Origin of the sequence: Christiangramia marina (assembly GCF_048285865.1) — a bacterium.
Lineage (GTDB): Bacteria > Bacteroidota > Bacteroidia > Flavobacteriales > Flavobacteriaceae > Christiangramia > Christiangramia marina.
In genome coordinates, this window is record NZ_JBLVTK010000003.1 from 284,540 (window position 1) to 299,054 (window position 14,515).

General features: G+C 38.0%; 13 protein-coding genes. 8 read left to right on the forward strand and 5 right to left on the reverse strand.

Annotated features, from left to right (window positions below; all coding sequences use genetic code 11):
- On the reverse strand, nucleotides 1–2,524 hold a 2,524-nt coding region (gene gyrA / locus ACNKXS_RS12095), incomplete at its 3' end, for a DNA gyrase subunit A (RefSeq protein WP_417921066.1).
- Between the two features lie 246 nt (nucleotides 2,525–2,770).
- Here gyrA and ACNKXS_RS12100 point away from each other — a divergent pair.
- On the forward strand, nucleotides 2,771–5,323 hold the full coding sequence (locus tag ACNKXS_RS12100) for an ATP-dependent Clp protease ATP-binding subunit (RefSeq protein ID WP_417921067.1): 2,553 nt from the start codon (nucleotides 2,771–2,773) through the stop codon (nucleotides 5,321–5,323).
- A gap of 37 nt (nucleotides 5,324–5,360) precedes the next feature.
- Nucleotides 5,361–5,825, forward strand: coding sequence for a hypothetical protein (locus ACNKXS_RS12105; protein WP_417921068.1), 465 nt, complete (start codon nucleotides 5,361–5,363; stop codon nucleotides 5,823–5,825).
- A gap of 11 nt (nucleotides 5,826–5,836) precedes the next feature.
- Here the strand turns inward: ACNKXS_RS12105 and ACNKXS_RS12110 are convergent, their stop codons facing one another.
- A complete protein-coding gene (locus ACNKXS_RS12110; protein ID WP_417921069.1) occupies nucleotides 5,837–7,369 on the reverse strand; it encodes an NAD(P)H-hydrate dehydratase in 1,533 nt (510 codons plus the stop codon).
- A gap of 117 nt (nucleotides 7,370–7,486) precedes the next feature.
- On the opposite strand from ACNKXS_RS12110, the gene gcvT reads away from it, so the two are divergent.
- From gcvT to ACNKXS_RS12130, 4 genes are all read left to right on the forward strand, one after another.
- Entirely contained in the window at nucleotides 7,487–8,569 is a 1,083-nt protein-coding gene (gcvT, locus tag ACNKXS_RS12115; protein ID WP_417921070.1) for a glycine cleavage system aminomethyltransferase GcvT, read from the forward strand.
- Between the two features lie 5 nt (nucleotides 8,570–8,574).
- Nucleotides 8,575–9,390, forward strand: a complete 816-nt coding sequence (locus ACNKXS_RS12120) for a sugar nucleotide-binding protein (RefSeq protein WP_417921071.1) — start codon at nucleotides 8,575–8,577, stop codon at nucleotides 9,388–9,390.
- A gap of 84 nt (nucleotides 9,391–9,474) precedes the next feature.
- Nucleotides 9,475–9,765 carry a 4a-hydroxytetrahydrobiopterin dehydratase gene (locus ACNKXS_RS12125; RefSeq protein ID WP_417921072.1) on the forward strand — a complete coding sequence of 97 codons (291 nt, stop codon included), beginning with the start codon at nucleotides 9,475–9,477 and terminating at the stop codon, nucleotides 9,763–9,765.
- A gap of 90 nt (nucleotides 9,766–9,855) precedes the next feature.
- A complete protein-coding gene (locus ACNKXS_RS12130; protein ID WP_295180281.1) occupies nucleotides 9,856–10,578 on the forward strand; it encodes a YebC/PmpR family DNA-binding transcriptional regulator in 723 nt (240 codons plus the stop codon).
- On the opposite strand, the gene ACNKXS_RS12135 is transcribed toward ACNKXS_RS12130, so the two are convergent.
- Both ACNKXS_RS12135 and ACNKXS_RS12140 read right to left on the reverse strand, forming a co-directional pair.
- Nucleotides 10,579–11,118, reverse strand: a complete 540-nt coding sequence (locus tag ACNKXS_RS12135; RefSeq protein WP_417921073.1) for a 1-acyl-sn-glycerol-3-phosphate acyltransferase — start codon at nucleotides 11,116–11,118, stop codon at nucleotides 10,579–10,581.
- Nucleotides 11,119–11,121: 3 nt separating this feature from the next.
- On the reverse strand, nucleotides 11,122–12,321 hold the full coding sequence (locus ACNKXS_RS12140; RefSeq protein ID WP_417921074.1) for a proline dehydrogenase family protein: 1,200 nt from the start codon (nucleotides 12,319–12,321) through the stop codon (nucleotides 11,122–11,124).
- Between the two features lie 89 nt (nucleotides 12,322–12,410).
- Here ACNKXS_RS12140 and aroB point away from each other — a divergent pair, with 89 nt between their 5' ends.
- Nucleotides 12,411–13,496 carry a 3-dehydroquinate synthase gene (gene aroB, locus ACNKXS_RS12145; RefSeq protein ID WP_417921075.1) on the forward strand — a complete coding sequence of 362 codons (1,086 nt, stop codon included), beginning with the start codon at nucleotides 12,411–12,413 and terminating at the stop codon, nucleotides 13,494–13,496.
- Between the two features lie 74 nt (nucleotides 13,497–13,570).
- Nucleotides 13,571–13,870, forward strand: coding sequence for a hypothetical protein (locus ACNKXS_RS12150; RefSeq protein WP_295180277.1), 300 nt, complete (start codon nucleotides 13,571–13,573; stop codon nucleotides 13,868–13,870).
- 47 nt (nucleotides 13,871–13,917) lie between these two features.
- Here the strand turns inward: ACNKXS_RS12150 and ACNKXS_RS12155 are convergent, their stop codons facing one another.
- A complete protein-coding gene (locus ACNKXS_RS12155) occupies nucleotides 13,918–14,466 on the reverse strand; it encodes a type 1 glutamine amidotransferase domain-containing protein (protein ID WP_417921076.1) in 549 nt (182 codons plus the stop codon).
- Nucleotides 14,467–14,515: the final 49 nt, after the last annotated feature.

The following is a 14,515-nucleotide window of genomic DNA, read 5'->3' on the forward strand; positions in this document are numbered from 1 at the left end:
CACTATCATCTGCAATAGTCGTGCCATCGGTCTGACTCTCCCCGCCTACAGGCTTTTCCGCATCTTCCATTAGCTCGACATCATCTTCATCATGCAATACTTTTGCCACTGCAGCGATAGAATCATTGCCCTTTAAGTTTATAAGTCTTACACCCTGCGTAGCACGGCCCATAACTCTCAAATTTTCAACAGCCATTCTAATAACGATCCCCGATTTATTAATGATCATAAGATCATCATCGTCTGATACATTCTTGATTGCAACAAGTTGTCCTGTTTTCTCCGTAACTGAAATTGTTTTAACTCCCTTACCACCTCGATTGGTGATTCGGTAATCCTCCAGGCTTGATCTTTTACCATAACCATTCTCAGAAACTACGAGAATATCTGAATCAAATTCGTTAACCGAAACCATTCCAACAACTTCATCGTTATCGTCGGCTAAAGTAATTCCACGAACACCTGAGGCATTTCTACCCATAGGTCGGGTTTTGCTTTCCTCAAATCTAATTGCCTTACCACTTTTAAGTCCTAACATCACCTGGCTATTCCCGGTAGTTAGTTTTGCTTCAAGTAATTCATCACCATCTTTGATAGTAATGGCATTAATACCGTTTGTTCTTGGGCGGCTATATTTCTCCAGACTTGTTTTCTTAACCTGTCCTTTTTTGGTGGCCATGATCACGAAATGATTATTTACATAATCTTCATCCTTAAGATCCTGAGTACAGATAAAGGCATTCACCTTATCTTCAGGTTCGATGTTAATAAGGTTTTGAATTGCTCTTCCTTTGGAAGCTTTACTTCCTTCCGGAATTTCATAAACTCTCATCCAGTAACATTTACCGTTTTGAGTAAAGAATAACATATACTGGTGGTTGGTACCTACGAAAAGGTATTCAAGGAAATCTTCATTTCTGGTGTTAGATCCTTTTTGTCCAACTCCTCCTCTATTCTGAGTCTTGTATTCGTTGAGTGAAGTTCGTTTGATATACCCTGCATGAGAAATAGTAATCACTACTTTCTCATCCGGGATCATATCTTCGATACTAAGATCACCACCGGCGTATTCGATCTGAGATCTTCTTTCATCCCCATACTTTTCCTGTACTTCCAGAAGTTCATTCTTGATCACTTCCATTCTACGCTCTTTTCGAGCCAGGATATCTTCCAGATCTTCGATTGTTTTGATGATCTCGTCATATTCAGCTCTCAGCTTATCCTGTTCAAGACCTGTAAGTTGTCTCAATCGCATTTCTACGATCGCTTTAGCCTGAATTTCTGAAAGTTCAAAACGATCAATTAATTTATTACGAGCTTCTTCAGCATTAGAAGAAGAACGTATTAAGGCGATCACTTCATCAATATTATCTGAAGCTATGATCAATCCTTCCAGGATATGAGCACGCTCTTTAGCTTTCCGAAGTTCAAATTCAGTTCTTCTTACGACCACATCATGTCTGTGTTCTACGAAGTGATAAATAAGATCCTTTAAATTCAACATTTGCGGTCTTCCATTCACCAGTGCAATATTATTTACACTAAAAGAAGATTGTAATGCTGTGTGTTTAAATAAGGTATTAAGAACGATGTTGGGGATAGCATCTCTTTTCATCTGGTATACGATACGCATACCATTTCTATCAGATTCATCTCTAATCAGACTGATTCCTTCGATCTTCTTGTCATTTACAAGATCTGCTGTCTTCTTGATCATATCAGCTTTGTTCACCTGATATGGTATTTCTGTAACAACGAGGTATTCCCGACCCGCAATCTCTTCCATATGGGATTTAGCACGCATTACGACTCTACCTCTTCCGGTTTTAAAAGCTTCCTTTACTCCATCATAACCGTAAATAATACCGCCTGTTGGGAAATCTGGTGCTTTAATATATTGTATAAGCTCATCGATCTCGATATCGTGATTATCGATATAAGCGATGGTACCATCTATAACTTCATTTAAATTATGAGGAGGCATGTTAGTAGCCATACCAACAGCAATACCACTAGCTCCGTTCACCAATAAGTTTGGCACCCGTGTCGGCATTACGACAGGTTCACTTAATGAGTCATCAAAATTCAGCTGAGTATCTACTGTTTCCTTGTCAATATCTGCAAGCATGTCCTCACTGATCTTACGCATACGTGCTTCAGTATAACGCATCGCTGCAGGACTATCCCCATCTACAGATCCAAAGTTACCCTGGCCATCTACAAGCATATACCGCATGCTCCATTCCTGGGCCATACGCACCATAGTGTCGTATACTGAAGAATCCCCGTGCGGGTGATACTTACCTAATACCTCTCCTACGATTCTAGCAGATTTCTTATAGGCTCTATTTGAAAGTACTCCAAGCTCATACATACCGTAAAGCACACGTCTATGTACAGGTTTCAATCCATCACGAACATCTGGTAGTGCACGTGACACAATGACCGACATCGAATAATCGATGTAGGCAGATTTCATTTCATCTTCAATATTGATAGGAATTAGCTTTTCTCCTTCAGCCATATTAAAAAATTTAATTATCTTAAAATTGTAAGGGGCAATTTACATATTTTATACCTCTTTAACGTCCCGTAATCTCTGAGCTTAAGTATTTTTTATTAACAAATTTTTATTGTGTTTTGGTTAATAAGTTCATTATTTTCCCTTTTGAAAAGTGATGGTTATTTTGTCACTTAGCTATGGTCACCTTATTAGGTACGGTTTTTGTCCTATTTGGAGTGAAAATAAAATTGAGAAAGGAAGATAAAAATGGATGATAATTTTTCACCAAGAGTAAAAGACGTTATTGCTTACAGTAAAGAGGAAGCATTAAGGCTTGGTCATGATTTCATTGGAACAGAGCATCTAATGCTGGGGTTGTTGCGAGATGGAGACGGGAAAGCTATAGATATTCTAACCGCGTTGGAAATTGACCTTAGCCATTTGAGACGTAAAGTCGAAATACTAAGTCCTGCAAATCCCAATACTGTTACTATAAGTAATGAAAAGAAAAACCTGCATCTTACCAGGCAGGCAGAGCGAGCATTGAAAACTACATTTCTGGAAGCCAAATTATTCCAGAGTGCTTCGATTAATACCGCACATTTATTATTGTGTATTCTTAGAAATGAGAATGACCCAACTACCAAACTGCTGAATAAATTGAGAATAGACTACGATGGCGTTAAAGATCAGTTTAAATACATGATCGCTAGCGATGAAACCGACTTTTCAGATAGTCCAACGGCGGAGTCATTTTCAGATGATGATGGAGATGAAGCCACCAGGGAAAATCCGTTTAGCGGAGGCGGCGGTGCTAGTACAGGAAAAACCAATAAGAAATCAAAAACTCCGGTTCTTGATAACTTCGGAAGAGACCTCACTGCAATGGCTGAAGCTGATAAGCTGGATCCTGTGGTTGGAAGAGAGAAAGAGATCGAAAGAGTTTCTCAGATTCTTAGTCGTAGAAAGAAAAATAATCCATTATTGATAGGAGAACCAGGAGTTGGTAAATCTGCTATTGCTGAAGGATTAGCACTTAGAATTGTCAAAAGGAAGGTATCCCGGATCTTATTTGATAAAAGAGTGGTTACTCTCGACCTCGCTAGCTTAGTTGCTGGCACAAAATATCGAGGCCAGTTCGAAGAAAGGATGAAGGCCGTGATGAACGAGCTTGAAAAGAATGATGATATCATCCTTTTTATTGATGAGATACATACGATTGTTGGCGCAGGTGGCGCGACAGGTAGTCTGGATGCCAGCAATATGTTTAAACCTGCACTTGCAAGAGGTGAAATACAATGTATTGGTGCCACTACCCTTGATGAGTACAGACAATATATCGAAAAAGATGGTGCCTTAGAAAGAAGATTTCAGAAGGTTATAGTGGAACCTACTACTGTAGATGAAACCATAGAAATTCTTAATAACATCAAGGATAAATATGAGGATCACCATAATGTACAATATACAAACGAAGCGATCGAAGCTTGTGTAAAGTTAACGAATCGTTATATGACCGATAGGTTTTTACCAGATAAGGCTATTGACGCATTAGATGAAGCAGGATCAAGAGTTCATATTACTAATATCGATGTACCAAAACAGGTACTGGATCTGGAAAGAAGACTTGAAGAAGTTCGTGAAAACAAGAATTCTGTAGTTAAGAAACAGAAATATGAAGAAGCTGCAAAACTTAGAGATGACGAAAAAAATCTTGAAAAAGAACTTGCTGTAGCTCAGGAAAAATGGGAAGAAGAGTCTAAGAAACATAAGGAAATTGTTTCTGAAGATAGCGTAGCTGATGTTGTATCGATGATGACTGGAATTCCAGTGAATCGTATCGCCCAAACAGAAAGCAATAAGCTCGTGGAACTTCCTCAATTGATCAAAGGAAAAGTAATTGGTCAGGATGAAGCTGTAGGCAAGGTTGTAAAAGCCATACAGAGGAATCGCGCCGGACTTAAAGATCCAAATAAACCAATTGGTTCATTCATATTCCTTGGACAAACTGGTGTAGGTAAAACTCAGTTAGCTAAAGTATTGGCAAGAGAGTTATTTGATAACGATGATGCTCTTATCAGAATCGATATGAGTGAGTATATGGAGAAATTCGCTGTTTCCAGATTAATTGGAGCGCCTCCTGGATACGTTGGTTATGAAGAAGGTGGTCAGCTTACAGAGAAAGTTCGTAGAAAGCCATACGCTGTGATCCTCCTGGATGAGGTGGAAAAAGCACATCCAGATGTTTTCAATATGCTATTACAGGTACTGGATGATGGGTATCTAACCGATAGTCTTGGAAGAAAGATCGATTTTAGAAATACGATCATCATTATGACTTCCAATATTGGAGCCAGAAAATTAAAAGATTTTGGTCAGGGTGTTGGTTTTGGAACTACCGCTCAGAAATCCCAGGTGGATGATAACGCCAGAAGCGTGATTGAAAATGCATTGAAAAAAGCATTCGCTCCCGAGTTTTTAAACAGGATTGATGACGTAGTGATCTTTAATGGTCTTGAAAGAGAAGACATTCATAAGATCATCGATATCGAACTTGCGAAATTGTTTGGTAGAATTCAGGGACTTGGATACGATCTTACCCTTACAGATAAGGCTAAAGATTTTATTGCAGATAAAGGTTTTGACAGGCAATATGGTGCCAGACCATTAAATAGAGCAATTCAGAAATATATTGAGGATGCTTTAGCTGAAGAGATCGTTACCTCAAACCTGAAGGAAGGTGACAAGATCACGATGGATCTGGATGAAGAGAAAAGTGAACTGACCATAGATATTCAGAAATCCGTAGAAACTGAATAATATTTAAGTTCAGAAAATAAAAAAACCTGCCATTTTCATGGCAGGTTTTTTTATTCTTGTGTATCAACCAAACTTCAGTAATTTAGCCGGAAATTGTCCTAATAATCGTATGAACTACCCTACTATTGAACTTGATTTTGGCAGTATTTCTATTCACGAAGATTTTATGATCGCTAAAATGAACGAAGGAATTCTGTTTGATATTAGCAAAAATGAAACTCTTCTTGAAATTGGAGCTGAAGTATTCCAGGGAAAACCATACGCTTACATATCACACAGAGTGAATAGCTACGCGGTAGATCCAATGGTTTACAAACAATCTGCAAAATTTCAAAATCTAAAAGTTATCGCGGTTGTCAGTGATAACGATATGACCAGAACCCTGGCCTCTACAGTTGAAAAGGAATTTTATATCGATGCAAATTTCTTCAGGGTTTTTGCTGAACTAGAGGACGCTACCAGTTGGGTACAGGAGAAATTATCACTATCGGTCCCCGAATAGAATTTATCAGTTTAATTCTTTTGTTCTGGTTCGGGATTTCTATTAAACAGTTGCTGTACTGCACGACCAATATTGTCTGCAATGTCGCCGGCAAGCAAACTTTCATATCCTAATTGATCACTTACTAAAGTACCACTTGAACCGTGTAAGTAGACAGCCAGAATCGTCGCCGCCAGGCTGCTATAATTCTGACCTATAAAACTTGTGATAACTCCTGAGAGCACATCACCGCTACCAGCAGTTGCCATTCCCGGATTCCCTGAAGAATTTATGTAGACCTCTTCATTATTTACAATAAATGTATGAGCACCCTTTACAACGATGATAAGTTTAAACTTTTTGCTTAAAGCCTTAACCTTGTCAAGTTTATCAAAATCATCCTTCCACTCCCCTATTAGTCTTTTCAACTCGCCTGGATGCGGAGTAATGACGGAGTTTTCAGGCATTTTTTTCAAAAGTGACTTGTTTTTCGATAAAATATTGATTCCATCAGCATCAATCACAACTGGTTTCTTCTGAGTTTCTAAAAATTCTCCTAAGGCGTTAGCCGTAGCTTCATTGGTTCCTGCTCCCATTCCGAAACAAAATACATCAGCATCAAAATCTGAAGGAAATTTGGTGATCATTTTAGAATTTTGATCTGTGAGTACCATCACTTCCGGAATGGATATCTGGAGGGCATCATATCCACATTCCGGGATATAAACCGTACAGAGTCCCGTACCCGATCGCATTGCAGCCCTAGATGCCAGAATGACGCTACCTATTTTACCGTAGCTTCCTCCAATGATCAAAACCTTTCCATAGTCGCCTTTATGAGAGTTTATTTTTCTTGACCTATATAAACTTTGAGCTTCCTCTTTTCCTATTAAGAATATATTGGAATCCACTTTCCCCAGATATTCCCGATCTAGTGCTATATCGATGACCTGTAAATCACCAACATATTCCATGGTATCTGGCAGGTAAAAACTGAGTTTAGGAGATTGAAAGCTTAATGTATATCCTGCTTTAATTACTGCTCCATCCTTAAAAACCTGATCTGGTGCTAGACCACTCGGCATATCGATAGATAGGACGAAAGCTTGTGAGGTATTGATCAAATTAATTAAATCAGCTGGCCAGCCTTCTACCGCACGGTTTAGACCAATTCCAAACAAGGCATCTATAACAAAATCACCAGTATGAATTTCAGGGAAACCGTTTTTACTCTTTATAAGTTCCGGCCAGTCATTTGTAATTTCCTTCAATTTCTCATAATTGCTCAAGAAATCTTCAGATCTTTTATCACTATAATTAACTATAAATGTACGAACCTCGTATCCATGCTGAATAAGATGCCTGGCAACCACCAATCCGTCTCCTCCATTATTACCAATTCCACAGAAGATCTTTATGGGAATTGGGGCTCCCTGCAATCTTTTATGAATTTCATTAAATACAAGTGTTCCAGCCCGTTCCATAAGTTCTTCTGAAGTGATATCCTGCTTTTCCAGAGTAACCTTATCTGCCTCTGCCAATTGTGCTGCCGTAAGTATTTTCATTGGGTAAATCTTTCTTGTTCTTTCTTTTTTCGAACCCTAAAGATACTCATATAAAAACGCTTATTTAATATTGTATTCTAACTGAATTCAATAAATTTGGGCAAATTTTTGACAATAATGAAAGAAGTAGCCCTGTCTGCAATACACAATGAATTAAATGCCAAAATGGTACCTTTTGCCGGATACAATATGCCGGTATCTTATGAAGGTGTAAACATTGAACATCAAACTGTACGAGAAAAACTTGGTGTTTTCGATGTTAGCCACATGGGAGAATTCCTGATCTCCGGAGAAAATGCATTAAAGCTTATCCAGAAGATCAGTTCTAACGATGCTTCAAAACTTACAGATGGGAAAGCTCAGTATTCTACGATGCCTAACGAAAATGGTGGCATAGTGGATGATCTTATTATTTACCGGCTGGAAGCTGAAAAATACTTGTTGGTAGTAAACGCTTCGAATATCGATAAAGATTGGAACTGGATCTCTCAGCATAACGATGTAGACGCAACTATGCGTGATATGAGTGATGAATTGTCTTTATTGGCAATACAGGGACCTAAAGCGGCTGAAGCTATGCAATCCCTTACTTCGATCGATCTTCAGAATATGAAATTCTACACTTTCGAGGTTGGTACTTTTGCTGGTGTGGAAAAAGTGATCGTTTCAGCTACAGGCTATACTGGGAGTGGCGGGTTTGAAATTTATTTCAGAAATGAAGATGCTCCTCAAATCTGGGCGGCAGTAATGGAAGCGGGGGAAGAATTTGGTATAAAACCAATAGGACTGGCAGCAAGAGATACATTAAGACTGGAAATGGGATATTCCTTGTACGGGAATGATATTGACGATACTACTTCCCCGATTGAAGCGGGTCTTGGCTGGATCACAAAATTCAGTAAAGATTTTATCAATAGTGAAGCGCTTAAAAAACAAAAAGAAGAAGGTCCAAAGCGAAAGCTAGTCGCTTTTGAAATGGATGAAAGAGCTATCCCCAGACAGGGATATGATATTGTAGATGAAAACGGCAAGAAAATTGGAAAAGTCACTTCGGGCACCATGTCACCATCTCTTGAAAAAGGAATTGGATTAGGATATGTACCGGTAGAAGTTGCAGGTGTTGGAAATAAGATATCCATTCAGATCAGGAAAAAAGCTGTACAGGCAACCCAGGTGAAATTGCCCTTTTATAAAGGATAATTTAATTGAAACGAATTTTGATATTAGGAGCGAGTGGCTTTATTGGGAATTCCCTGTATAAAGAGCTCTGCTCCTATTTTGATACACACGGTACCTATTATACTGAAAATGATTTTTTTGAAAAAAATCACCAATTCCACCATTTTGATATGGAGACGGAAAACATCAGTATTCTACTGGAAAGTTTAAAGCCTGATGTCATCGTATCCTGCCTGCGTGGAGGCTTTGATGCTCAGATCAATACTCATTTCGAGATCATCAATTACCTTCTCAATTATCGTAAAAAGCTGATATTTCTGTCTTCGGCCAATGTTTTTGATGCTTTTACCAACTATCCTTCCTACGAATATGATAAAACACTTAGTCAGAGCGTTTACGGCAGATTCAAGATCAAGATAGAAAATGCATTACTTAGACTTCCGAATAAACAATATAATATCCTGAGACTTCCTATGGTCTTCGGAAAAGGCTCCCCAAGAATCAAACAAATAAGAACGATTCTTGATCTTAACGAACCGCTGGAAGTTTTTCCAAATGTGGTCGTGAATGCTACTGAAATTGGAAAGGTCACTCAGCAAATCCATTATATCATTAATAGAAACAGGCAGGGAGTATTTCATTTGGGCAGCGATGACCTGGTGCATCAAAGAGATCTGGTGGAGGACCTTACCAGGGAGCTTGGTTATGAAAATCCACTTTTCAAAAATGTATACGACTCGAATTTTGATAGATTTCTGGCGGTCCTCCCAAAGGATAATAAGCTTCCAAAGAACCTACAGATAAGTATTCAGGAAGTAGTCAAAGCATCAGCTAAATTATAGCTGTTAATTTGATATTAAACTGAATCACCTTAACAGTGATATGCTTCATTCTTAGTAACTTTAAGGAAACCAAATAATTAAGTCATGAAAAAATTAAGTGATACTGAGATAGATGATCAATTGAAAAGTCTTGATGGATGGACATATGCTAAAGGTGCTATTCATACTTCCTTTGAATTTGAGAATTTTAAAGAAGCATTTACCGTAATGACAAGAATAGCATTTGAGGCTGAAGCTCAGGAGCATCATCCAAATTGGGGAAATGTATATAATCAACTGGAAATTTCCCTTTCTACCCACGATGCAAATGGTGTTACTGAAAAAGATTTTAAACTTGCCAGAACAATTGAAGAGATTATAGAGTCGACGAATTGATAAAATCTTGAAACTGCAAACTCAGCTCCTTATACATACTGTATTTAGGAGCTTTTTTATATTTTTGCGCAAACCTAATTATAATTTGAAATGGGAAGAGCTTTTGAATTTCGCAAAGCACGGAAAATGAAACGTTGGTCTGCAATGGCTAAAGCATTTACCAGGATTGGTAAAGATATTGTCATGGCGGTAAAAGAAGGTGGTCCAGATCCTGACACGAATGCTAAACTTCGTGCTGTGATCCAGAATGCGAAAAGTGTCAATATGCCTAAGGATAATATCGAGCGTGCGATCAAACGTGCTTCAGATAAAAACCAGGGTGACTACAAAGTAGTTCTTTTTGAAGGTTATGCTCCTCACGGTATTGCTGTTCTTGTAGAAACTGCAACAGATAATAATAATAGAACGGTTGCAAACATTCGTTCTCATTTCAACAAATCTGATGGAAATCTTGGAACATCAGGCTCTGTAGAATTCATGTTTGACCATACCTGTAACTTCAGAATTAATGCTGAAAATCTGGATCCGGAAGAACTTGAGTTAGAATTGATAGATTTTGGTGCTGAAGAAGTTTTTGAAGATGAAGACGGTATTCATATCTATGCACCGTTTGAATTCTTTGGTGCCATTCAGAAGGAATTAGAGAACAGGGAAATGGAAATACTTTCTTCTGGATTTGAAAGAATTCCTCAGGTTACTAAACCTTTAGAAGGTGAACAGGCCGCAGATGTAGAAAAATTACTTGAAAAACTGGAAGAAGATGATGATGTTCAAAACGTCTATCATACTATGGAAACACCAGATGAGGATTAATTAGAAATTTTCCTTGATCTTCCCTTCTACACCCTCGTAGAACTGGCTAATAACTTTAAAATCTAGATCAAAATCTCCGGTAGGCTGTAAAGCCTCGGAGATTTTTACTTTTTTGGGTTTATAGTCGAAGGAAACCATTACAATCGGAACTTCTGCTTTCAAGGCTATATAGTAAAAACCTGTTCTCCACTTATCTGTTTTCTCCCTGGTACCTTCCGGTGATAATGCTAATCGAAATATAGTCTTGTCTTCAAAAACTTTCGCGATCGCATATACTTTATTCTTTTTCCCTGATCTATCCAGAGGTGCTCCGCCTACCCACTTAAAATACCAGCCAAATGGAGGTTTAAACAATTCCTGCTTCCCTACAAAGTTAAATTCCACATCCATAATTTTACGAACCAGAATTCCTAAGAGAAAATCAAAAGAGCTTGTGTGTGGAGCAACAATTACAACACATTTTTTAATTCTGGATGTAAAGTTATCCTCCAGACGCCAGCCCAAAATATTATAAAAAATAAATCTTGCCAGCCAACGCATATGTTACTCCCGGTGATGTTTCGTGGATTCATCTCCACGACGACGTTTCTTTTCTTCGCTAAGCAGAGCCAATTCCCTACCCGTCTGTCCTTTAACTGAAGTGTTTTCCTGAGCACGTCGCAATAGGTAAGGAACTACATCTCTAACCGGTCCAAATGGAACTAACTTTACTGCATTGTATCCTTTCTTTGCCATATTAAAACTAATATGATCACTCATTCCATAAAGCTGACTAAACCAAATTCTTTTATCATCGATAGAAATGCCCTTGTCTTCCATTATCTGCAAAGCCAGGTAACTACTTACCTCGTTATGAGTACCTATGAATACTGAAATATCTTCCAGATGATTAAGACAGTAAGACATTACTGAGTTAAAGTTAACATCTGTTGCCTCCTTACTTTCACATATAGGTGATGCATAACCTAATTTCTTAGCTCTGGAATTTTCTTTTTCCATGTATGCACCCCTTACGATCTTGGCTCCTATTTTGAAACCTTCCTTCTGGCCTTGCTCGTGAAGGTCCTTAAGGTAGTCCAGCCGGTCCCATCTATAACATTGTAGCGTGTTGAATATAAGTACTTCATCCTGATTGTACTTTTTCATCATTTCAACCATAAGATCATCGGCAGCGGTTTGCATCCAGGTTTCTTCACCATCAGCATACAATCGAACCTTTAATTCAAATGCGCGCTTACATAAAGTTTCTACTCTGTTTTTTACTCGATCCCACTCTTCCTTTTCCTCATCGGTAAGACTAAGCTTTTCACTCACCTTTTCCCATATAGCAAACCTTCCAATACCGGTAGGCTTAAACATAGCAAAGGTAACTTCATCACTTTCATTAGCGTATTCAATAAGACTCAGTTTCTTGCGCATTGCAGAATCAAATTCCTCTTCGCTCTCTTTACCTTCAACCGAGTAATCAAGAATACTATGAAGGTTCTCCCCATACATTTCCTTGGTAACCGGTTTACAGTCTTCTTCAGTAACTCCTCCACAAAATTGCTCGAAAATCGTCTTCTTTATAAGAGTTTCTACAGGCAAGTGTAATTTCAAAGCCATTTTAGTTAATGCGCTACCTGCTTTTACCAAAGCAGAATAATTCATCATGCTAAACAAAAAAATCGCCCTGTCTAGGTCTGAATTTGATTTAAGTTTGAATGCAGATTTAGTGTTGTTGAATATCTTCTTTCTAATCATTTCATGCTGTTAATCGGGCAAATATAATTATTGAAGATGACTATTTTCATAAATTCTATTTAATTTCGAAAGCTCTAAATGCCAATACCATGAATGAAGCTAATTACCTGGTCAATCCTGTATTTTACGGTAGCGAATCTTATTCGAATATCAACCAGTACATAGAAGATAAAAAGCCATCTTCAGTATTTATTCTAGTTGATACAAACACCCAACAGAATTGCTTAGGATTATTTCTAAAGAATATAACTACGGAGCTACAAATTGAAGTTATTGAAATTGAGCCGGGGGAAGAAAATAAGCATATTGAAACCTGTACTGGTGTTTGGAGTGCACTTTCAGAGCTTGGTGCTGATCGAAAGAGTTTGATGATAAATCTTGGAGGTGGTGTTGTCACTGATCTTGGTGGTTTTGTAGCTTCAACGTTCAAGCGTGGTATTCCATTTATTAATGTTCCTACAACCTTACTTTCTATGGTAGATGCATCGGTTGGAGGTAAAACCGGTGTTGACCTTGGAAATCTTAAAAATCAGGTGGGAGTAATCGTACAGGCAGAACTGGTTGTGGTAGATAGCAAATACCTGCAAACATTATCTTCCCGTGAAATGCGGAGTGGTCTCGCTGAAATCCTGAAACATGGACTTATAGCCGATGAATCTTACTGGAATCGTATGAGCAACCTGAGCTCTCTAGATCTCTCAGACCTTGATACCATCATAGAACATTCAGTGAATATAAAATCGGAAATCGTTTCGCAGGATCCTTACGAACGGTCCATCCGGAAAAATCTTAATTTTGGACATACACTCGGCCATGCTGTGGAATCCTTCTATTTAACTAATTCTGAAAAAGATAAATTACTTCATGGAGAAGCAATTGCGATCGGGATGATCTTAGAGTCTTATTTATCTTCTGAAATTCTAAATTTTCCGCAGAAAAAATTACGGGATATTTCAAAAATAATAATTGATCTATTCGGTTTTACCGACATATCTACGGAAGATCTCAACCAGATTATTTCGTTGCTTAAACATGATAAAAAAAACTCGAACGGACAGGTGAATTTTGTTTTGCTGAAGGATATTGCTGTTCCTGAATTGGATGTTATAGTTCCTGAAGAGCTGATTTTCAAATCTTTCGACTTTTATAACTCTCTGAATACAACTAATCATTAAATTAATCGAATATCTGGCAACTCCCTTGTGTGGCGTTTGATATTTTATTTATACTTGCATAAACCAATCACACTATGAAAAGGATAATTGTAGACTATAAAAAGCTTACTCCTGAAATTCTTGGACTTCTTGTAGAGAAATATCCTGATGGATATGATGATGACCAGGTTATCGCCTTTAAGAATGCTAAAAATGAGACTGTTGAAGCTGTGGAAGTAAAGACTGAAGATACTATTTACCTGGTGAAGGTAAGTACCAGGCTTGAAAGTACTATGGCAAATTTTGATGAAGATGATTATGAAGATTCAGAATTTACAGATCCTATTGTAGACATTCCAGAGAAGGATGATACTGAAGAAGACGAAGACAAATAAAAAAAGGGACGCAATTGCGTCCCTTTTTATTTCATAATTATTTAGGATTATGCATGTTGTAAATCATGCTTACCTTCTTTAATCTCTTCTATAACCTTTGCATTAAATGCTGGAAGGTCATCAGGATTTCTGCTTGTAACTAAAGCTTCATCAACTACAACTTCCTGGTCTACCCATAAAGCGCCTGCATTTTCAAGATCTTTACGAACACTACTAAAAGATGTCATCGTTCTACCTTCCACAACATCTGCACTAATTAAAGTCCATGGCGCGTGACAGATAGCACACACTGGTTTACTTTGTTTGAAAAAGTCTCTTACAAAGATCAATGCACTCTCTTCTCTTCTTAAGTTATCTGGATTAATTACTCCTCCGGGAAGTACTAAAGCATGGTAATCCTTTGCTGAAACCTCGTCAAGGGTTTTATCCACTTTAAAGTCTTGTCCCCAATTATCACCATCCCAGGATTTGATATTACCTGACTTAAGGCTAACAATCTCTACATTGAAACCTTCCTTCTCCATTGCCTCTTTTGGAGAGGTTAGTTCTACTTCTTCAAATCCATCTGTTGCTAAAATTGCAATTCTCTTATCCATAATTTTTCTTTTTTTTAGTTACTCAAAGATAGGATTAGGAAGAGTGAAT